Source organism: Paenibacillus alkalitolerans, from assembly GCF_016482785.1.
Lineage (GTDB): Bacteria > Bacillota > Bacilli > Paenibacillales > YIM-B00363 > Paenibacillus_AE > Paenibacillus_AE alkalitolerans.
On the sequence record NZ_JAEMXM010000031.1, the window covers coordinates 41,366 to 61,328 of the forward strand.

At 49.6% G+C, this 19,963-nt stretch carries 21 protein-coding genes and 1 tRNA gene; 9 read left to right on the forward strand and 13 right to left on the reverse strand.

The window, feature by feature from the left end:
• The first annotated feature begins 80 nt into the window (after positions 1 to 80).
• The gene (locus tag JET16_RS27490; RefSeq protein ID WP_199623697.1) at positions 81 to 800 is read left to right on the forward strand and encodes a hypothetical protein; all 720 of its coding nucleotides are present in this window, start codon (positions 81 to 83) and stop codon (positions 798 to 800) included.
• A gap of 59 nt (positions 801 to 859) precedes the next feature.
• On the opposite strand, the gene JET16_RS27495 is transcribed toward JET16_RS27490, so the two are convergent.
• The 3 genes from JET16_RS27495 to JET16_RS27505 are packed head-to-tail and all read right to left on the reverse strand — an operon-like array spanning position 860 to position 4,072.
• Positions 860 to 1,792 carry an NAD-dependent epimerase/dehydratase family protein gene (locus tag JET16_RS27495; protein ID WP_199623700.1) on the reverse strand — a complete coding sequence of 311 codons (933 nt, stop codon included), beginning with the start codon at positions 1,790 to 1,792 and terminating at the stop codon, positions 860 to 862.
• Between the two features lie 16 nt (positions 1,793 to 1,808).
• Positions 1,809 to 2,777 (reverse strand): SDR family NAD(P)-dependent oxidoreductase, encoded by a 969-nt coding sequence (locus JET16_RS27500; RefSeq protein WP_199623713.1) that lies wholly within the window; start codon positions 2,775 to 2,777, stop codon positions 1,809 to 1,811.
• 14 nt (positions 2,778 to 2,791) lie between these two features.
• On the reverse strand, positions 2,792 to 4,072 hold the full coding sequence (locus JET16_RS27505; RefSeq protein ID WP_199623812.1) for a nucleotide sugar dehydrogenase: 1,281 nt from the start codon (positions 4,070 to 4,072) through the stop codon (positions 2,792 to 2,794).
• Between the two features lie 260 nt (positions 4,073 to 4,332).
• On the opposite strand from JET16_RS27505, the gene JET16_RS27510 reads away from it, so the two are divergent.
• The 8 genes from JET16_RS27510 to JET16_RS27545 all read left to right on the forward strand — a co-directional run bounded on the left by JET16_RS27510 (position 4,333) and on the right by JET16_RS27545 (position 12,494).
• Positions 4,333 to 5,568, forward strand: a complete 1,236-nt coding sequence (locus JET16_RS27510) for a glycosyltransferase family 4 protein (protein WP_199623716.1) — start codon at positions 4,333 to 4,335, stop codon at positions 5,566 to 5,568.
• Entirely contained in the window at positions 5,562 to 6,308 is a 747-nt protein-coding gene (locus JET16_RS27515) for a hypothetical protein (protein WP_199623719.1), read from the forward strand. The genes JET16_RS27510 and JET16_RS27515 overlap by 7 nt, the downstream gene beginning before the upstream one ends.
• A gap of 30 nt (positions 6,309 to 6,338) precedes the next feature.
• Positions 6,339 to 8,870, forward strand: coding sequence for a glycosyltransferase (locus tag JET16_RS27520; protein WP_199623722.1), 2,532 nt, complete (start codon positions 6,339 to 6,341; stop codon positions 8,868 to 8,870).
• Positions 8,867 to 9,142 carry a hypothetical protein gene (locus tag JET16_RS27525; protein ID WP_199623735.1) on the forward strand — a complete coding sequence of 92 codons (276 nt, stop codon included), beginning with the start codon at positions 8,867 to 8,869 and terminating at the stop codon, positions 9,140 to 9,142. Before JET16_RS27520 ends, JET16_RS27525 begins: the two co-directional genes overlap by 4 nt.
• Positions 9,143 to 9,265: 123 nt before the next feature.
• Positions 9,266 to 9,547, forward strand: a complete 282-nt coding sequence (locus JET16_RS27530; RefSeq protein ID WP_199623738.1) for a hypothetical protein — start codon at positions 9,266 to 9,268, stop codon at positions 9,545 to 9,547.
• Between the two features lie 15 nt (positions 9,548 to 9,562).
• Positions 9,563 to 10,237 carry a glycosyltransferase family 4 protein gene (locus JET16_RS27535; RefSeq protein ID WP_199623741.1) on the forward strand — a complete coding sequence of 225 codons (675 nt, stop codon included), beginning with the start codon at positions 9,563 to 9,565 and terminating at the stop codon, positions 10,235 to 10,237.
• Between the two features lie 20 nt (positions 10,238 to 10,257).
• Complete coding sequence (locus tag JET16_RS27540; protein ID WP_199623744.1) at positions 10,258 to 10,836, forward strand: radical SAM protein; 579 nt, start codon at positions 10,258 to 10,260, stop codon at positions 10,834 to 10,836.
• A 113-nt stretch (positions 10,837 to 10,949) separates the two neighbouring features.
• Positions 10,950 to 12,494, forward strand: a complete 1,545-nt coding sequence (locus tag JET16_RS27545; protein WP_199623747.1) for a glycosyltransferase — start codon at positions 10,950 to 10,952, stop codon at positions 12,492 to 12,494.
• 124 nt (positions 12,495 to 12,618) lie between these two features.
• Here JET16_RS27545 and JET16_RS27550 read toward each other — a convergent pair whose 3' ends face one another.
• The 10 genes from JET16_RS27550 to JET16_RS30405 form a co-directional block, all read right to left on the reverse strand.
• On the reverse strand, positions 12,619 to 12,786 hold the full coding sequence (locus JET16_RS27550) for a small acid-soluble spore protein P (RefSeq protein WP_199623750.1): 168 nt from the start codon (positions 12,784 to 12,786) through the stop codon (positions 12,619 to 12,621).
• 6 nt (positions 12,787 to 12,792) lie between these two features.
• Positions 12,793 to 12,981, reverse strand: coding sequence for a hypothetical protein (locus tag JET16_RS27555; RefSeq protein ID WP_199623753.1), 189 nt, complete (start codon positions 12,979 to 12,981; stop codon positions 12,793 to 12,795).
• Positions 12,978 to 13,325, reverse strand: coding sequence for a hypothetical protein (locus JET16_RS27560; RefSeq protein ID WP_199623756.1), 348 nt, complete (start codon positions 13,323 to 13,325; stop codon positions 12,978 to 12,980). The genes JET16_RS27555 and JET16_RS27560 overlap by 4 nt, the downstream gene beginning before the upstream one ends.
• A gap of 393 nt (positions 13,326 to 13,718) precedes the next feature.
• Positions 13,719 to 13,808, reverse strand: a tRNA-Ser gene (locus JET16_RS27565).
• Positions 13,809 to 13,892: 84 nt separating this feature from the next.
• Positions 13,893 to 15,173 (reverse strand): serine--tRNA ligase, encoded by a 1,281-nt coding sequence (serS, locus tag JET16_RS27570; protein ID WP_199623770.1) that lies wholly within the window; start codon positions 15,171 to 15,173, stop codon positions 13,893 to 13,895.
• 14 nt (positions 15,174 to 15,187) lie between these two features.
• On the reverse strand, positions 15,188 to 15,778 hold the full coding sequence (pdxT, locus tag JET16_RS27575; protein WP_199623773.1) for a pyridoxal 5'-phosphate synthase glutaminase subunit PdxT: 591 nt from the start codon (positions 15,776 to 15,778) through the stop codon (positions 15,188 to 15,190).
• A 51-nt stretch (positions 15,779 to 15,829) separates the two neighbouring features.
• A complete protein-coding gene (pdxS, locus tag JET16_RS27580; protein WP_199623776.1) occupies positions 15,830 to 16,711 on the reverse strand; it encodes a pyridoxal 5'-phosphate synthase lyase subunit PdxS in 882 nt (293 codons plus the stop codon).
• A gap of 86 nt (positions 16,712 to 16,797) precedes the next feature.
• Positions 16,798 to 18,078, reverse strand: a complete 1,281-nt coding sequence (locus tag JET16_RS27585) for a D-alanyl-D-alanine carboxypeptidase family protein (RefSeq protein WP_233532355.1) — start codon at positions 18,076 to 18,078, stop codon at positions 16,798 to 16,800.
• Between the two features lie 175 nt (positions 18,079 to 18,253).
• On the reverse strand, positions 18,254 to 19,714 hold the full coding sequence (guaB, locus tag JET16_RS27590) for an IMP dehydrogenase (RefSeq protein ID WP_199623791.1): 1,461 nt from the start codon (positions 19,712 to 19,714) through the stop codon (positions 18,254 to 18,256).
• 25 nt (positions 19,715 to 19,739) lie between these two features.
• The coding region (locus JET16_RS30405; protein ID WP_233532356.1) for a hypothetical protein at positions 19,740 to 19,963 on the reverse strand (224 nt) is incomplete at its 5' end.

The window sequence follows — 19,963 nt, forward strand, 5'->3', positions numbered from 1 at the left end:
TTTATTCTCGTTCTCGTTCATAATACTAGGAGACAAGCGGTCGTTCGCGACCGCAATCTTTACATATAGGAGCGAGAGAGATGAAGAAAGATAAAGGTTGGAAATTCGGCTTATTGTTAACCGTTATGGTATTGATGCTGTCCGCTTGCATGGGAAATAACGCAAATAATGAGACCGGCGAAGGAGAGCGACAGCCGCCCGCAGCGCCCGAGAACGGCGCAGATGCGTCCCCTGGAGATACGGAGACGGGAACAACCGACGGCGGGACGGATCAAACTCCGGATGAGGGCAAGGAAGCCGGCGAAACTGACGCAGCCGATCTGCCCGAAACGAAAAATCTCGAATTCGAGCTCGAGGGGATGCCGGAATCCGTGCCGGCCAAGTTAACCAGGAGCGATCAAGGGTACGCGTTTTACTTGATGGAAGGATTTGAGTTTACCCCGGAAGAACCGGGCAAAGATTTGATCTTCCACAAGCAGTTTCCGGAATTTTATTCCCGTGTGGAAATGCTGCCCGCGGACATGGACTTGAATGAATTGAAAGCTAATGCGGAAGAGACGCTGAAGCTGATCGGCGAAGTCGTTTCACAAGAAGGCGCAAACATCTTTGACGAAAATATTCGGAAAAATGCAAAGTTTTTCTATCATGCAAGCAATGCCGAACTTTCCAAAAACATTATTGTGATTGAAAACAACGGCGCCTTGTTCCGATATACATTGAATTTTCCGAACAGCGAAGCTGCGGAAGGCGTATCGCCGAGATTTTATCCGATGATCAATTCATTTGTCGTCACGCGATAATTAAATATCGGCTTACGGAAGGGCACGCACGATAACCTGCCCTTCCGTAAGCCGATTCTTTATCCGATATTATTCGCCGCTACACTTTTCACGCTAAGATACGATTCAAGCAAACCGTCATGCAAGCTGTATTTAGGCTTCCAGGAAAGCTCGCGCGCCGCTTTGTCATTGGCTAAGCAGCTGTTGCGAATATCTCCCGGCCGCTCCGGTTCGTACCGCACTTCAATGTCTTCCCCGTGAATGCCTCTTACCATTTCGACCAGCTTGTTAATGCTCGTCGGGATTCCCGTGCTGACTTGAATCGTTTGCTGATCCCCTTTGCGGACGGCGGCCATATTCGCCGACACCACGTCTTTAACGTAAACGAAGTCTCTTGTCTGCTCTCCGTCGCCAAATACGGTAACCGGTTGGCCGGATGCAAGGCGTTGCAAGAATATGGCTACGACTCCGCCTTCGCCTTTAGCCGTCTGTCTCGGCCCGTAAACGTTGGCATATCGCAAGATCGTATAGGACAGACCGTAAAGCTGGTGAAACAGTTCGATATACCACTCGCATGTCAACTTCGACAATCCGTAGTACGAAATCGGCTGCTGACGGGTTTCTTCCCGTATCATATCAACCGGTTGGTCTCCGTACACGGCGCAGGAGGAAGCGAAAATAAATTTGTTCACCGATGCCAGGCGGCAAGCTTCGAGAATATTGACGGTTCCTGCAATATTGACTCCCGCATCATAATCCGGTTGGCGAACGGAACGCTGAACGTCAACTTGGGCAGCTTGGTGAAATACCACATCGGGCTGCAAGCTCATAATAAATTCCTTAGTTTCCTCCTGTCTTATGTCCAGCTTATGCAAAGCGGCTCCCGGAGGAACATATTCGGGATTGCCGGTAACCAGATTATCGATGACGTGCACTTCAGCGCCTTCGGATACCAGCGCTTCTGCTAGATGCGAGCCGATAAAGCCGGCCCCGCCCGTTACTATCGCCTTCATCCGCACACCTCCTTGTTTAATTAGGCATGTTCCGCCTGAACCAATCGATCGTCTTCATTAACCCTTCCTCTAGGGACACGCTCGGGTTGTAACCAAGAATTTCTTTGGATCGCGTAAGATCCGGCATTCGTGCGGGCATGTCTTCGTACCCCGGGCCGTACGCCTCCTCGTACGACTTCCGTACGATTGGCGAGGCGGAACCGGCCAGCTCTCGTATTTTATTCGCCAGCTCCAGCACGGAAATCGGCCGGTCGGTACCCAAGTTGAAGGCAAGCCCGTTCGCTTTGGGATCCATTGCCTTCATCGTTCCGTCAACGCAATCGTCCACGAAAGTGAAGCAACGCGTTTGGGTACCGTCCCCATACACTTCAATCGGTTCACCGGTTAAAGCCGCTTTGATAAACCTGGAGACGACTCCGCCGTATTGCGATGAATTTTGTCTCGGACCATACGTGTTGAAGAACCGGATGACCGTTACCGGCAAACCTTTATCCGCATATGCAAAGCACATATGCTCATCCAAGGCCTTCGCGGTAGCATAACACCAACGGTGAACGGAAGGGGCGCCCAGCACCCGGTCCCCGGTCTCCTTAAACGGCATATTAGGGTTTTTTCCGTAAACCTCCGACGTAGACGAAAATACTACTTTCGTATTATATTTATATGCTGCTTCAAGAATTGCGCGAGTGCCGTCAATATTTCCTTCAATGACTTTCAACGGATTATCCACCGTATTTTTTACTCCGAGAACGGCTGCCAAGTGATAGATGACGTCGCATTGTTTCGCTAACTTGTCGACTGCTTTGCGGTTGGTTACCGAATCCTGTACAAACTTGTGATTCTTATTTCTCATCACTTGAGATAAATAATGCATCCGTCCGGTTGACATATCGTCCAGCGTGACCACCTTATGGCCTTCAGAGAGCAATCTCTCCACCAAATGCGAGCCGATAAATCCCGAACCGCCGGTTACAAGAATATTCACCTAATCCTCCCCCTCTATAGCAATACGACATTCGGTTTCTTCGAAAGAAGACCGGTTGCGTTCCGTGTGTCTATCACTAATGGAGCAAACTGAACAATAGATTCATAAGGAATGTTGGAATGATTGGTAAGAATTAACGTGCAATCATGGTTCTTGACGTATTTTTTCGTCAGCGAACAGTTTTTCAGGAGGACTCCGTCCACAGTGATCTCAGAAATATAAGGGTCATGGTAGTTTACTGTAATCCCGAGACCAAGCAGTTCTTTGATAATGGGCAGCGCAGGCGATTCCCTCACATCGTTCACATCTTTCTTATAAGCAACCCCTAAGACCAGAACTCTGCTTTCATTCAGCGGCTTGTTTTGTTCAAGGAGACGTTTCGTCTTCTCGACGATGTAATTGGGCATCTGTTCGTTGATTTTGTGCGCAACGTCGATAAACTGCAGATCGATGCCGTATTCTTTCGCTTTCCAATACAAGTAAAGCGGATCAACCGGTATACAGTGGCCGCCGATGCCCGGGCCCGGATAATAAGCCGTGAAGCCGTAAGGCTTCGTGCTTGCCGCCGCGATCGCTTCCCAGAGATCGATGTTCATCTTCTCGCAAAGCATAACCAATTCGTTCATGAAAGATATGTTTACCAGACGTTGCGAGTTTTCCAAGATTTTCGTCATTTCCGCAACTTTGGGCGAAGAAACGACGACCGTACGATTAAACACCGTTTCATAAACACGTTTGGCAAATTGAGTGCAATGTTCGCTTACTCCTCCGATAACCTTCGGAATATCGTTCAGCTCGATTTGTTTTTGTCCCGGATCGATTCTTTCCGGAGAGTATGCAAGGTAAATGTCTCTGCCTACTTTCAACCCCGTAGATTCGAAGAGCGGCAGCAGCTCCTCCTCCGTCGTACCGGGATAAGTCGTGCTCTCCAGAACAACCAATTGTCCCCTTCTAAGGTGAGGCAGCATATTGTTCACAGCCAGTCTAACGTAAGTCAAATCCGGTTTATTGTTCCGGTCCAGCGGTGTGGGCACACAGATAATGACGGCATCCGCTTTTGTAACAGTTTCATAGGAAGTGCCCACATGGAAGCGATGGTTAGCGAACATGTGCCTGATATCCTTGGCGCTGAAATCGGACAAATAGCTTTGCAGCTTTAAAAGCTTCTCTATCTTGGTTTGATCCACATCTATTCCATAGACGTAGTGATTTTTTCCAAGAAATAATTGCGCCAAGGGCAACCCCACATATCCTAAGCCTACGATCGCTAGCTTATAGTTGGCGTTGGTATTGATTTTTAATCACCTCTCCTATAGTTGCATTCATTCGAGGTATTCTACGCAGGAGTCTTTTGCGTGGTACTAGTTTCATATCCTGCTTTGCAAAAAATGGTAGAATGCCCTGACAAGCATAGGTTATTCCGCCCGTATCTTATCCCTAACCGGGATAGTTCCCTGAAAAATACAGACATTTTCATCAGCGTCATTTGTCCCGTTCATCCTCTGGGGCAACAACATATGATGAATGGACACTTTCTACAGGAAGGATGGGATAAATGAGAATACTTCTGGCCTCCTATTTTTATCTTCCTCATGTCGGAGGGCTGTGGACGCATGTGTCTCATTTGCAAAGAACGCTCGAGAAACTTGGCCATCAAGTAGACATATTCGGCCATCATCCCGATATGCAAAAGTACTATTTCGTCAACAGCGGCAGGTCCGTCGATAAGTCGAAGATCAAAGACCCGATCTACAACAACATGGTCAGATATTTTCTGCGGGAACGTAACGATGTGGTCGAATGGATCCGTTGGAAGGAGATCGAGCGGTACTCTTATGAAGCTGCATTGGTTTACTTCGGTTTGGAAAAATACGACTTGATTCATGCCCAGGATATCATTTCAACAAGAGCGTTATGGCGGGTGAAACCGGAGCGCATCCCTTTGATTTCGACGATACACGGCTGTTTGGCTACCGAATATCTTCATTCCGGCGAAATCAAACATACGAATTCACAGGAGTGGAGATATGCCGCCAAAGAAGAGCATTACGGCGCATCCTCCAGCCACTTGACGATCGTTCCGACACAATGGTTGAAAAATGTTTTGTCGTCTAATTTCCGAGTCCCCGAAAACCATATCCGGGTCATTCCTTACGGTATGGATATCGACAGCTTCTCAAGAAGGATGGAGGCAGAAAGCTCTCTTGCTCGCCCTTTAAACAAAAAGCTGTTGATTTGTCCTGCGCGTCTCGTGCCGGTGAAAGGTCACAAAACTTTGCTTGAAGCGCTGTCCATGTTAAAGAAAGTACGATCGGACTGGGTTTGTTGGTTCTTGGGAGACGGGGCGTTGCGGGCATCTTTGAGCGAACAGGCCAGACGGCTGAACTTGCAGCATGACGTATTGTTTTTGGGCGAGCGCAGCGACCTTCCGTCCATCATGAAACAAGCGGATATTCTGGTGCTTCCGAGCTTGCAGGATAACCAGCCGTTCTCCATTATGGAAGCGCAAATTGCCGGTAAGGCCATAGTCGCCTCCGATGCCGGCGGCATCCCGGAAATGGTCACTCACGGCGAAACAGGTCTCATATTTCCCAAGGGAGACAGCAAGGCCCTTTATTCCCGCCTGAACAAGGTGCTTTCAAACGATGAATTAAGGAACCGTTTGGGCAACAACGCGCAAAATTGGGGACGCGCCCACTGGTCGCTCGGCTTAAGAATCGGGCAGACGTTGCAGTTATATGAACAGGTCATGGCCAAGAAGCGAAAAGCAAAGGAGGCAATCCGATGGTAGGGAATAATTGGTTTCAAACGTTACGGCTCAACGGCGGCAGCGATATGTTGGTGTTATTAAACAAGAAACCGGCCATCAGGAAGCGTAAAGCGAAAAATGCGCCGCTCTCAGCCCCTAATGCCACGAAACCGCTGCGCAAACGAAAAAAACGGGCGGCAAAGAAAGTTGTGAAATTTAAAAAACGGAAGCCGTTATCCGTATGGGGGAAATATCCGAAAAATAAACCCGGCAAAAAGACGAGAATCAAAACGATAGCCAAAACGGCAGCCAAACGGAGAAAGAAGAGAAGAATAAAATACCGGGTGAGAAGACGCATCCCGCTTCCCGTTGCCGTTGGGGGCTCTTACATCCCGCCGGCTCCCGTTGAGATTCAGAGCCCGGTGACTGCGGCGCCGGCAGCAACGGAAGCGGTAAATGAAAGTCCGGCAAAAAGCTGGATGGATGCTCCCGAACCGAATACCGCTGTCGGAACCGCCTTTACAGCACCGCTGGAACCCGTTGCTTCGGAGGTACAGCAGGTGTTTACGTTTGGCTTGGAAACGAACGCGGACGAATTGGACCTTGATCCGGGCGTGTGGTCAAAGATCACATCCGATTTCCCGGCAACCTACAGTATACCGGATCCGGATGTTTTCCCGGATGCGGATGCTTCCGATGATTTCGGATCGGGCGTATACGTCAATCTCGATACTCCGATTTATTCGGACTTGCCGGATGAACCGGAATCGGACGATACGTGACAATAACTTCTTCGAAGCAGGAGGAAAGAGATGGCGAATTCAGTCCCTTTCTATTTGATAAAGAGAGTGGAAGGCGAGGGTGAGAACGACCGCTTCGGCGATCGAATCGCATGCGGGGACATCAACGGCGACGGTGCCGCCGAATGGGTCATCTCCGCAAGCTCGGCCGCACGCATCGAAGGTTCGGGCGGGGTAAATCCGCAAGTCCACTACTATGTAGGCAAGATTCATGTGTTGTCCGCGGATTTCCGTCCGTTATATACAATCAACGGCGAAAAGACCGGAGAGCGGTTCGGCGCCTCGTTGGTCTTGGGGGATGTGAACGGCGACGGTATACCGGAAATTATCGTCGGTTCGCCGCGCGCAGGAAATGAGCGGTTCGTCCAATGCGGTATGATTTCCATATATTCCGGCGTCAACGGCGAACTGCTCCACCGGTGGTACGGCAAAGAAGATTTCGCCAGGCTCGGATCCGAGCTTGCCGTGCTTGATTGGAATCGCGACGGAAGGCCGGATATCGCGGCCTCCTCTCATATGAAGGATCCTCAAGGGGTGGATTTGAACGGTAATGTAAGCATCTACTCTATTCATGACTTCAGTCTGATCGGCGAATTTTCCGGAACTGAGAAGGAAGCGTTCGGAGCATCCCTCTGTGCGGCCGATTTGAACGGTGACGGTTATGACGAATTGATTGTAGGCGCTCCTAAGGCTTCCGTTGGCGGATTGAACCGCAACGGCAAAGTATACGTTTTCTCCGCTTCGGAAGGCCTTGTGCACGAATCTCAGGGTAAACGTTCTTATGACGAATATGGCTTGCACGTCTCTTCCGGGGACCTTGACGGCGATGGCGTACAAGATTTGCTTATAGGATCCCCTATGGCAAGTGACGAATTTTACTTTTCCGGTTCCATTACCGCCTTTTCCTTGAAAAAAAACGAGATCTTATTGGAACGATACGGCTGGTTCGGCAGACAAGGACTTGGGCACCGATTGCAGGTCGCAGCCGGCTTGCCTGACGGTTCACCGAAAATATTTGCCGGGTCCCGGTGCGGAACCGCTTATTACTTCGATGCCGGCGGTAAGGAAATTTCGCAATTTTCCGGATTCGATCCGGAAGCTTTCGGATATTCTCTTGCCGTCCGACAGGACGAAAACATGATGCGGATCGCGATCGGCGCGGTTTCCGGTCTCAATCAGACGAAGTATATGTCAGGTGCCGTATACTTCATATCCACCGCCCCTCCTGCTGACGATAAAACTTCGACAAGTAAGATGATTCAATACGAACCGGAAGCAGAGGACCCCGTTAAAGTCTTTAGAACGGCACCTGGCGCTGCAGAGCGATTGAAAATTTTGTTTGCGACGTACTGGTACCTCCCCCACGTGGGCGGAGTAGATTTGTATGTCCGCATGTTGAAGAACCAATTGGAGAAAGCGGGACACCATGTCGATGTATTGGCCCACCATCCGGATATGGTCCACTACTATCTGGTGAACGGCGGAAAGAAAGTCGAGAAGTGGCAAATCAAACGGATCATCTACGACAAAATGATGAGGTTTTATCAGCGTCATATGCCCCACGTCGATCCTTGGGTCCGCTACCGTGACATTGAGCGTTACAGCTTTGAAGCGGCTGCCTTGCTTTTTGACCTGGATCAATACGATATCATTCATACGCAAGACATCATCTCCACCCGCGCCATCTCGAGAGTCAAACCGCAAACAAATGCGCTTGTCGCCACAATCCACGGATTATTGGCGAAGGAGTATCTCATTTACGGAAGCGTTGAGAGCAAGGAAAGCACCGCATGGAAATATGTGTCCGCCGAAGAATACTACGGTTGCGTATCCGCGGACGCAACCATTGTTCCGACCGATTGGCTGAGGAGGGAAATGGCGGAGTTTGAAGTTCCGGCCTCGCAGCTCGCAGTCATTCCATACGGAATGAATATTCCGGAATTTGAACGGGAATCGGCGAAGCCGTTATCCGACGTACCCGAGAAGAAATCCGCGATAACCATAAGCTGTCCTGCAAGAATGGTTCCGGTCAAGGGACATCGCACGTTATTAGGGGCGCTGAGCCGCATCGCGGATGACCAAACTTGGCACTGTTGGCTTATCGGTGACGGCCTGCTTATGGAAGAAATCAAACAATGGATTGAGGAGTACCGTCTAACCGACCGGGTAACACTGCTCGGTTACCGTGACGATGTTCCGGGATTATTGAAGCAATCGGATATTATGGTGCTGCCTTCCCTTCAGGACAATTTGCCTTTTTCCATCATGGAAGCGCAGTTGGCGGGCGTCCCGATCGTTGCCTCCAATGCGGGTGGTATTCCGGAAATGATACAACATGAACAGACCGGGCTTTTATTTGAAAAAGGCAACGAGGAACAACTGGCCGATAGGCTTATAACACTGGCCCGCGATCCGGGATTGCGCGGACAACTGACCAAAAATGCAAGAGAGTGGGCGTTGAGGCAATGGTCTGAGTCCGTTATGGTTGAGCGGACAATGAACGTTTATGAAAGGGCGTTAAGAAAGGTGCGGGAAAAACGATGATACGGTTGGAGTTGTTTCCAGACTTGGATCTGAGCATTTGGAACGAATTGCGGCAGCTGCTGCCGGAGCATTACCGGCTTCCCGACATAGACTTTATGTATGCTTTAGATCCGCTGTTTCATGCCGAATCCGAACTCGAAACAGTTACTTCGCTGGCATCCCGCGATTGGGAAGACATCGATGATCCGTTGTGGCAAGACATTCTTAGACTTATGCCTATTGACTATCAAATGCCCGATATGCTGTTGTTAAACAAACTCATTGACCCGTGAGCAGCGACTAGAAAATGGGTGAATTGTCTCATGCAAATGGCTTATACATGCGAGCTGGGCATTTCATAGAATGAGTGTAACCGTTGCGGTTGTCTAGAATATTTAGGAAAGAGAGGTAAGTCAGTGGCAAAAAAACCTGCGAAGAAGGGCTACACCTATACGATACCGAAAGACTGGTCCACGCCTTATGACCGAATATTCAATTTTACGACCTACGATTTCGGTTATGCGCCGCCTGCTTTAGAGAAAGATATTTGGGATCGTATCGTATCCCGCCTTCCCGCTTCCTATTCTGCTCCGGATTTGGATCAATTGGGATTGTTTCTTACAAAAATCGGCACATCGATAAAACCAAAGGAAGTAATAGACGCGGAATTCCAACGAGTCAATCCGAGAGCAAAATAATAAGGAGAGAAGGCAATGAAAATTTTGCTGGCTACCTTCTGGGGCGTACCCGCCAAAGGAAGTGCCCACACCTACATCGACTTATTAAGAAAAGGACTTGCTGCAGCCGGTCATCAAGTGGATCTGCTTTCGCACGACGCCTGGATGAACAATATTCTTCTTAATGGAAACTTGGCTCATTCCATTTACAAAGCAAAAATCAGAGATACCATCACGAAAGAGTTGTTACTGTACTTCCAAAGGCACTATCAAACCGAAGTGGAAGACTGGATGTTTTTCCGCGAGCTGGAGCGGTCCACTTATGAACTGTCCGCCGCATATGTTACGGATTTGAATCAATACGACATCGTTCACACTCAAGACATCGTTTCGACACGAGCTTTGTCCCGCATCCTCCCGGCCGGAAAACCGCTTGTCGCCACCATACACGGCCTGCTGGTTGAAGAAATGAGAAAGCAAGGACAAATATTCGGTAAAGACTCTGCAAGATGGCACTATGTGGCCGCCGAAGAGCATTACGCGCTGATGTCCGCGAACGTCGCAGTAGCGCCCCAATGGTTAAAAGACGAATACCAGAACAATTTTCAGATCCCGCAAGGGAAAATCCTCAGCGAACCTTATGAGCTTAATAACCAAAAGGTTGCCGTTCAAAGGATATTGAAAGTTTATCAATCCGTATTAGGAAAATAATAACGAAAGGTTGGATATGAATGGAAAACTACAAACAGCGTATAGAGCAATTAGAGCCGGTTATCGTCGACCTCTTGAACATGAAGCTGGAGTCCATTCCGGAAAAATTCCACGATCTCATACCTGCCGGCTATACTCCGGAAGAAAAATTGATGTGGCTGGAGAAGGCGCACAGGGGCGGATTGTTCCACAGCTGGCCCCTGCTGACGGACGAAGTGCTGGAAGACATGATGTTCCATCCGGTTATGAGCGACGATAATGAGATGGATCCCGTCCAGCTTCGAGCTGAAAAACTCTCGCTAATAATGGAAGGTATCATCGAATCGAAATTAAACGAGCTTCCGGAGGAGCTCCGGGATATTTTCCCTCCGCAGTTCAGCGCGGAAGATAAGGTGATGTGGCTGGCTAAAGCGGAGAAAAAAGGTTTGATTCGCAGCAGCGGCAATGCGGCAATGTGGGCTCAGCGCGGCAAATTGGGAACCGGCCCTAACACCGGCCCCGGAACGGCGCCCGGAACCGGCCCCGGAACCGAAATCATGAGCTACAATCCTACTGCCAAAAAACAAAAAATGGAGTTTGAAGAAGAAGAAGAATTCTAATCAGGAGTAACCGACACATTGGAGATCTTCAGCCTCTCACGGGAATGTCCGCATTCCCGGCGGAGGCGTATTTTTTGAGGCGACATATTTCCAGAAGGAGGGAAAGATGGTACATGAAAATACTTTTGGCCAAGTATAAGTCATTTCCTCGCTTCGGCGGAATAGCAACCTACGTCAATCACTTGTATCACAAATTGACCGAACTCGGTCATCAAGTCGATATACTTGCTCATAAACCGGGGATGAACGAAATATATACGGGAAAGCGGAGCATTGCAAAAAAACCGATCAGGGATGAATTGGAGCCCGGTATGCTCGATTATTTCCGAAGTAATTACTCACACTTCACGAAGTGGATGATCTGGAGAGAATTAGAAAATTATACTTATGAGCATGCGGTCCGACATTTCGATCTGAGCGGCTACGATATTATTCACACTCAAGATATTATTTCCACCAGATGTTTAGCGCGAATCAAGCCTCCGACCGTGCCTTTGGTCGTTTCGTTCCATAATTGCAAGACTAGAGAATGGTATACCAGCAAGGAATACGAAAAGAAGACGAAATTGGAAATGAAGTATGTCCTAACCGAAGAAACCTACAGTGCTCATGCCGCAGATCATCTCATTATGCCTTGCAAATGGTTATGGGATGAATTCGGCAATTTGGGAGATCTGACATCCGATGTTTCCATCTACCCATACGGCATTGATTTAAATAAATTTTACCGGGACTCCCTTAAACAAGTCTCGATCCCTGACGGCGGAAAAACGATTATCGCTTGTCCAGCGAGGCTTGTGCCGATTAAAGGACACACCTACTTGTTGTCCGCATTGCATCGATTGAAAGCGCTGGGTTTCTCCTTCGGGTGCTGGATGATCGGGGAAGGCATCATGATGGAGCAATTAAAAGAGGAAACCCGCAAGCTCGGACTTGACAAGGATGTGTTGTTTTTGGGCGGCAGGGACGATGTTCCCGCATTGCTCGCCGCATCGGACATTGTGGTGCTCCCTTCGGTGCATGACACGCTTCCGTTTACGGTGATGGAGAGCCAATTGGCGGGGAAGCCCGTTGTCGCAACGAACGTTGGGGGCATTCCGGAGATGATCGAGCACAATAAAACCGGGTTGATGGTGAATCCGCGCGATAGCGACGCATTGGCATACGAATTGAGCCGCTTGCTGTCCTCGGATAAGCTTCGGCATGATTTGGGCAGCGCCGCTCAGCTTTGGGCGCAAAACCAATGGTCTCTGGACAATATGATCGCGCGAACGCTGGAGGTTTATAATACGGCGATGAGCAAAGATAAAGTCGAGATTATGTCTAATCCGGATAGAGATATTCCCGACCGGCTGTTTTTATCGCAATTGGAAGGTCCCGGGATTAGCAATGACGTTGGGTACGTTGAAGAAGCGAATATTTCCGGCATCGTAATTGATGCGGAACTAAATATTGTGAAGGACGCGGCAGTCCATTTGTTCGACCATTCGAACATCATGTTGGTCAGCACCATGTCCGATGCGCAAGGCAAATTTGTATTTTCCGGACTCCCGGCAGGAAAGTACTCGATTATGGCCTCAAAGGACGGCGTACCTCCCAACTCACGCAACTTTACTCTGCACAATGAACCGATATCGGATTTTACGATTATGCTATAACATTGCTATTCACGGTCTGACTGCCTTGAATATACTTCGATGAAGGTTTGGTTATAGGAGCCGGATGGAAGAAGAACACTGGCCCACTGGACAGTGTTCTTCTTTGTTCACTGCTGTATTCGATTCATGAGCCTTCGCCGTGATTGTTCCTTGAATGCTGCCGGTTTTTTACCTTTTTTGAACCGGATAACGGCTCTACGGGCTGGTGGGGATTCTTCTTGATGCGTGCGGCTTCCTCTTTTGCATCGTTATGACCGATATGAGGATCTATTGTGTATATCTCTTTAGACATGGCGAATCACTTCTCCGATTCGTGATATTGTTCCGCTTCATGGCGCTGCGAGCCGACGCTTAGTTTGTCGCGGTGGCGGCGATCGTCTTGATCTTGCTGCAGCTGCATGTTCGTATGAGCGGTAATATTCGGTCTTTCCAGCTCGTCCACAACATTTTGCAAATTTTTATCCACGCCGTTCTTGGCCCTTGTCATGGATTCGTCAGTCCCTTCAGACGTTGTGCGCATTCATGAATGTGACGGATATAGTCCTCGATTAAGGTTTGAATGACTTCGGTTCCTTCGTTAACCGCTATACCGTCGATGTCAACGTCGATAAACTCAACATGAACTTCCCGTTGGTCCACATACGTGCATTTAAAATCGAACGTATACTGTGTGCGGCCTGCAGTGGTGATGTGAATATGAAGCACATCGGGATCCTTCTCGTCCGGATTTACAGACGCTTTGTCGGACGGGCTTATGACGAGCTGCAGCTGTTCATTCCAAGCCTCGACCAGCTTTTGCGGATCTACGGACAACACCGAAACCTTGCTCATCGGCATACACCTCCCCTTATAAATTGAGGAAACGGGGACGGTTTTATGCATGGGGGCCACTGGAAGGCCGCCGAGCTCCTGATGCGACGCCTGCGTGCCGATGCCGCGGAACTTTTGCCCGTTAGACCGACTGCACGCATCTTCCGTCAATGGATGTAACGGATTTGTCCGCTAAACAAACGGAGAGGGTGGGATCTCATTTCACCCACCCTCTCTTATGTAAATGTCATTATTTAATAATTATGGCGGAGAGGGTGGGATACTCCTCCAGCCGGTAACTACGGCTGTCGGAGGCTGCGAAGCGAATCCTCACGAAGCTTATGCTCCGGCGAACCCACTTCTCAGGTTCTCACCCACCCTCTCTTATGTAAATGTCATTATTTATTATAATTATGGCGGAGAGGGTGGGATTCGAACCCACGGTAGCCTCACGACTACGGCGGTTTTCAAGACCGCTGCCTTAAACCACTCGACCACCTCTCCGCGAACCGGAGATCCCGGTCCAACCGATAACAAAAATCGGCGGCAATAAGCATTGTAACATAGAACGGATTTCAATGACAATGCTTACTTCTTGGTAATGCGTGTAACGCCGCCCATGTACGGCTGCAGCGCCTCGGGAATCTGTACGCTGCCGTCCTCTTGCTGATAATTCTCGAGGATTGCTGCGATCGTCCGGTCGACCGCCAACCCCGAACCATTCAACGTATGGACGAACTCGGGCTTCGACTTGGCATCTCTGCGGAACCGTATCCCTGCCCGGCGGGCTTGGAAATCCTCCGTGTTGCTGCAAGATGAAATTTCGCGGTACGTTCCGCTGTTCGGCAGCCATACCTCTAGATCGTACGTCTTTGCAGCCGAAAAACCGATGTCTCCCGTACATAATGCAAGAACACGATACGGCAGACCCAACAGCTGCAGCACGCGTTCGGCGTTCGCCGTCATCTCTTCCAGCTCATCATAAGAATGCTCAGGAAGCGTAAGTTTTATCAGTTCGACTTTATTGAACTGGTGCAGACGAATAAGTCCTCGCGTATCGCGTCCGGCCGACCCCGCTTCCGACCGGAAGCATGCGCTGTATGCCGTGTAATGTTTCGGAAGCTCCTCCGCAGCCAATATTTCTTCCCGGTGAAAGTTCGTAACCGGCACTTCCGCGGTCGGCACCATAAAGTAGTCCAACCCTTCCAGCTTGAACACGTCTTCGGCAAACTTGGGCAGCTGCCCCGTTCCGGTCAGGCTGTCGCGGTTCACGATCATCGGAGGTAACATTTCTTCGTATCCGTGCTCGTTTGTATGCAAATCAAGCATAAAGTTGATCAAAGCGCGCTGTAAGCGGGCTCCCAACCCTTTGTAAAAAACAAACCGTGAACCCGTAACTTTTCCCGCTGCTTCCGTGTCGACGATGCTCAGTTCTTGGGCGATCTCCCAATGCGGCTTCGGCTGGAACGCGAACGTCCTCGGCTGCCCGATTCTGCGAACCTCGACGTTATCCGCTTCTGAACGGCCTACCGGTACGGATTCATGCGTAACATTAGGTATCGACAACAACAGTAAATCGAGTTCCGCTTCCAAGGCTCGAACCTCATCGTCCAGCGCTTTAATCCGGTCCGAAACTTCCCGCATCTCGACAATAAGGTCCTCGGCGTCTTCCCCCGCCTTCTTCTTGCGGGCCACGTCTTGAGATACCGTGTTACGGCGATTTTTCAACGTTTCGCTCTCTTGAAGCAATTCCCGTCTCCGTACGTCCAATGTGTTGAAAGCCGATATATCTTCAAGAGATTTCCCCCGGTTGGCAAGCGATTGCTTGACTCGTTCCGGGTCATTACGCAGCAGCTTAATATCCAGCAATGAAAAGGACCTCCTTAACGGCTTCCGACCGATGCGGCGCTCTCTCGCACCATGTTGATGAAGTATTCATGCATCTCCGTGTCATCCGTAAGCTCAGGGTGAAAAGACGCGCCAAGCAGATGACCCTGTCTGACGGCTACGATTCCGCCGCCGTATGATGCCAATACTTCCACAGGACTTTCTACACTTTCAATTAGCGGCGCACGGATAAAGACGGCTCTTACCGGTCGCTCCCACCCCTTCATCTCCAGGTCGACTTCGAAGCTTTCCCGTTGTCTTCCGAAAGCGTTGCGCGACACCGTGATGTCAAGGAGCGCCAAGTGAGGTACTTCAGATCCGGTAATGCGCTTGGCCAAAACGATCAAGCCTGCGCATGTGCCGAATATCGGTTTGCCCTGCGCCGAAAAATCCGTAATCGCATCTATAAAACCGTATGTGCGCATAAGCTTGCCGATCGTCGTGCTTTCCCCGCCCGGAATGATTAGTCCGTCCAAATCGGTCAATTGTTCTTTTCTCTTCACCGCTATTCCGGTCGCGCCGCAGCTTTCGATCGCCCGGATATGTTCGGCTACCGCGCCTTGCATCGCAAGGACACCGATATTCATGATAGTCACGCTCGCTTTCGTTCCGTCCAATATATAGAAAAAGCGGGGAGTTTACCAACCCCGCTCTTGCATCCTTTGGTTCGTTTCCAACTTGGAGATCTCGATGCCTTTCATCGGAGTGCCTAAGTTCTTCGACAACTGTGCGATGTGAGCGAAGTCCGTGTAGTGCGTCGTCGCTTCAACGATCGCTTTAGCGAACTTCTCCGGATTGTCGGATTTGAATATCCCGGATCCGACAAACACTCCGTCCGATCCCAAATGCATCATCAACGCCGCATCGGCCGGAGTCGCAACGCCCCCTGCTGCAAAGTTGACGACCGGAAGCTTTCCGTTCTCATGCACATACAGAATCAAATCGTACGGCGCGCCTAAGTTTTTCGCTTCCGCCATCAGCTCGTCTTTGGACATGCTTTGAACCTTGCGGATTTGCCCGGTGATCATGCGCATATGGCGTACGGCTTCAACGATGTTGCCTGTTCCAGGTTCGCCTTTGGTACGAATCATCGAAGCTCCTTCGCCGATTCGGCGGAGCGCTTCCCCCAAATCGCGGGCGCCGCATACGAACGGAACCGTGAATTCATGCTTGTTGATATGATAAACTTCATCCGCCGGCGTTAACACTTCGCTTTCATCGATATAATCGACACCGAGCGCTTCCAATACTTTCGCTTCGACATAATGCCCGATCCGCGCTTTTGCCATGACCGGAATGGATACGACTTTCATCACTTCTTCGACGATCGTCGGATCGGCCATGCGGGCAACGCCGCCGGCAGCGCGGATATCGGCAGGAACCCGTTCCAAAGCCATTACCGCCGATGCGCCAGCCGCTTCCGCAATCTTAGCTTGTTCCGCGTTCATGACGTCCATAATGACGCCGCCTTTTTGCATCTCCGCCATGCCCCGCTTAACGCGAGATGTACCCGTTTCCATATGCACCATAGCCTCCCGATACTAAAACGATAATTACTAACATCTAATATTACAACACTGCGTTAAGCTTAGCAACTTATGGGAGCCTAGTTGAACAGTCCCACGATTCCCGAGAACAAGTTGGAGAAAAAGTCGCCGATACCCCTCATAAACATCTTGAACCATCCGGCCTTCTCGACATCCTCCGTTACGATAAGCGGCACTTCAAAATCGCGGCCCGCATATTTAACTGTCACCGTTCCCACCGGATCGCCGGCTTTTAGAGGCGCCGCCAGTTTCGATTCTTCAAATAATTTGTAACCGATTGCTTCCGTTTGGTCTTCGCCTTTCTTCCCAACCACTTCAAGCCCTTCGCCGATCAGTACGGGCACATCGCGTTTTACAGCGTTAGGAATGTGAACCGTCTTTATCTCGGGATGTTCCGTTTTCGCAACGAGAACCGTCTTCAATTCAAAGTTATTAAACCCGTAATCCAACAATTTGCGTGTTTCCACGAAACGGCCATCAATTGATTTTGCGCCCATAACGACGCTGATCAGTCTCATACCGTCACGTTCGGCGGTGCCGGTAAAGTTATATCCTGCTATTTTCGTATGTCCGGTTTTTAATCCGTCAAGACCTTCATAAGCATATTTTCTTAAATTGACATTGTCCTTATTCCCTTCAACCATGTAGTTCCAGTTCACCATCGGCTCTTTATCGGTGTCGTTGAATTTTTTCTGCGGTATTTTTGTATAATCGAGTACTTGTCGATGTTCGGTAACGATTCGGCGGGCAAGGAGCGCCGCATCGTATGCAGTCATGATTGTTTCGCCTTCAATCGAAGGTTGTTCAACCATATCTTTCCTATCCAGACCGGTTGCGTTAATAAAATGCGCCTTGTCCGACAAACCGATTTTATTCGCCGTTTCGTTCATCAATTTTGCAAACTCGTCTTGCGATCCCGAGATATGCTCAGCCAGTGCGATAGCGGCATCGTTGCCGGAGTAGATGGATAATAATTCAAATACTTTGCGTAAATTGTAAGTTTCACCCTCAGCCATCAGTTGACCGGATCCAATGGCGTCGGCGGCAGTTTTCGATGTCATCACCATGTCTTCCCAGCTGATTTTGCCGGATTCGATTTGTTCCATCACCAAGTATTCCGTCATCATCTTGGCCATGCTCGCGGGAGGGCGCGGATCGTCCTTCTTTAACTCGTATAATACTGAACCCGTTGCCGCATCGATCAATACCGCCGATTCAACTTTCAATCCTAAATCTCCCGTCTCCGCCCGTACGTGAGGCGCTGCCGCGAATAAACCTTGAACCAGCATTGAACATGACAAAATAACGGCCATACGACCGGTACGCTTCCCCAACATCATAATTTCTCCTTCACCCTTGATTCTTGTTTTACGTTAAGATAGTTGTTCTGGTTGTACTAATTTTTTCTTATTCCGTTATTGTAACATATGTAGGGACAAGCCAAAAAGTAGCGGATGACGTATGCCGAAAAATGGAAAAGCAGAGTCTGTCGAAGACTCTGCTCCATTACCGATATTATAGCGAATAATTGGGCGATTCTTTCGTGATCTGTACGTCATGCGGATGGCTTTCCCTCAAACCTGCGCCGGTAATGCGTATAAATTGCGTGTCGGTACGAAGCTCTTCGATGTTTTTTGTGCCGCAATAGCCCATACCCGCTCTCAACCCGCCGATCAACTGGTGAATCGTATCCTTCAGAGGACCTTTGTACGCAACGCGGCCTTCAATACCTTCGGGGACGAGCTTGCTCTCATTTTCTTGAAAATACCGGTCTTTGCTGCCTTCCTTCATCGCACCGATGGAGCCCATGCCTCGATATACTTTGAAGCGGCGTCCTTGGTAAATTTCCGATTCTCCCGGGCTTTCCTCCGTTCCGGCAAACAAACTGCCCACCATTACCACATTTGCGCCGGCAGCAATGGCTTTCGTTATGTCACCGGAAAATTTGATGCCTCCGTCCGCGATGATGGGAACATTATATTCCCGGGCAACAGTAGCGCAATCATATATAGCGGTAACTTGCGGAACGCCGATACCTGCGATAATTCTTGTGGTACAAATCGATCCCGGACCGATCCCGACTTTCACGATCGAAGCCCCGGCCTCGATGAGGTCTCTGGTGGCTTCTCCGGTTGCCACATTGCCCGCAACTATGATCAACGCCGGATAAGTTTCCCGCAGCTTACGGACGGTCTCAATAATATTCACATGGTGCCCGTGTGCGGAGTCCACAACAATTATGTCCACTTCCGCTTCAACCAAGGCCGCGGCACGTTCGAACGTATCTTTACCGATGCCGATCGCCGCGCCGACTATAAGGCGCCCTTGCCGGTCCTTTGCAGCGTTCGGGAACTGGATCGCCTTTTCGATGTCTTTAATCGTTATTAAACCTTTAAGCTGATATTGTTCATCCACGAGCGGGAGCTTTTCGATTTTGTGTTTCTGAAGAATCCCTTCCGCCTGCTGCAGCGTCGTTCCAACCGGCGCCGTGACGAGCTTATCCTTCGTCATTACTTCTTTGATTCGGATGGAGTAATCGTGTACGAAACGAAGGTCGCGGTTTGTTAAGATCCCGACCAACTTATTATTCTCATCAACTATGGGTACGCCCGAAATTCGGAATTTGCCCATTAATTCTTCAGCATCGTATACATGGTGTTCCGGTGTCAGCGAGAACGGATTTGTAATAACGCCGCTTTCCGACCGCTTCACCCGATCCACTTCCTCAGCTTGTTGCGTGACCGACATATTCTTATGGATGACGCCGATACCGCCTTCGCGCGCTATGGCGATCGCTAATGCCGACTCCGTTACCGTGTCCATGCCTGCGCTGATCAAGGGAATGTTTAACTGCAGATTCGGCCCGAGTTTCGTCGAGACGTCTACATCCCTTGGCAGCACATGCGACTTGCGCGGAATAAGCAACACGTCGTCGAAAGTTAATCCTTCTTTAACAAATTTAGTTTCCCAGCCCAAAACCGCTCCTCCTCAATAACGTACTTCAATGTGTCTGGAAAGATATTATTGCCATAGTATCAGAGTGAGAAAAACGGGTCAAGAACAGTGCACCAAGCTGTACGAACGTTGTTTTGTATTGCTTAGTATGGAGCGAAACCGGCATCGATATGTTGTTGAAAGCAAACCATTTTTTTAGTATACAACCAAAAAAAGCGCCCTTGGCATCTAACCAAAGGCGCTTTCTCGTTGTTGGCTTGGCGACGTCCT

Bases quoted from the DNA above. Each gene is read 5' to 3' on its own strand.
- JET16_RS27550 (WP_199623750.1), bottom strand. From the start codon at position 12,786: ATGTCTAAAGAGATATACACAATAGATCCTCATATCGGTCATAACGAT.
- JET16_RS27525 (WP_199623735.1), top strand. From the start codon at position 8,867: ATGATACGGTTGGAGTTGTTTCCAGACTTGGATCTGAGCATTTGGAAC.
- JET16_RS27540 (WP_199623744.1), top strand. From the start codon at position 10,258: ATGGAAAACTACAAACAGCGTATAGAGCAATTAGAGCCGGTTATCGTC.
- JET16_RS27585 (WP_233532355.1), bottom strand. From the start codon at position 18,078: ATGATGTTGGGGAAGCGTACCGGTCGTATGGCCGTTATTTTGTCATGT.
- JET16_RS27555 (WP_199623753.1), bottom strand. From the start codon at position 12,981: ATGACAAGGGCCAAGAACGGCGTGGATAAAAATTTGCAAAATGTTGTG.
- pdxS (WP_199623776.1), bottom strand. From the start codon at position 16,711: ATGGAAACGGGTACATCTCGCGTTAAGCGGGGCATGGCGGAGATGCAA.
- JET16_RS27495 (WP_199623700.1), bottom strand. From the start codon at position 1,792: ATGAAGGCGATAGTAACGGGCGGGGCCGGCTTTATCGGCTCGCATCTA.
- JET16_RS27545 (WP_199623747.1), top strand. From the start codon at position 10,950: ATGAAAATACTTTTGGCCAAGTATAAGTCATTTCCTCGCTTCGGCGGA.
- JET16_RS27490 (WP_199623697.1), top strand. From the start codon at position 81: ATGAAGAAAGATAAAGGTTGGAAATTCGGCTTATTGTTAACCGTTATG.
- JET16_RS27560 (WP_199623756.1), bottom strand. From the start codon at position 13,325: ATGAGCAAGGTTTCGGTGTTGTCCGTAGATCCGCAAAAGCTGGTCGAG.
- JET16_RS27520 (WP_199623722.1), top strand. From the start codon at position 6,339: ATGGCGAATTCAGTCCCTTTCTATTTGATAAAGAGAGTGGAAGGCGAG.
- JET16_RS27510 (WP_199623716.1), top strand. From the start codon at position 4,333: ATGAGAATACTTCTGGCCTCCTATTTTTATCTTCCTCATGTCGGAGGG.
- JET16_RS27515 (WP_199623719.1), top strand. From the start codon at position 5,562: ATGGTAGGGAATAATTGGTTTCAAACGTTACGGCTCAACGGCGGCAGC.
- pdxT (WP_199623773.1), bottom strand. From the start codon at position 15,778: ATGAATATCGGTGTCCTTGCGATGCAAGGCGCGGTAGCCGAACATATC.
- JET16_RS27535 (WP_199623741.1), top strand. From the start codon at position 9,563: ATGAAAATTTTGCTGGCTACCTTCTGGGGCGTACCCGCCAAAGGAAGT.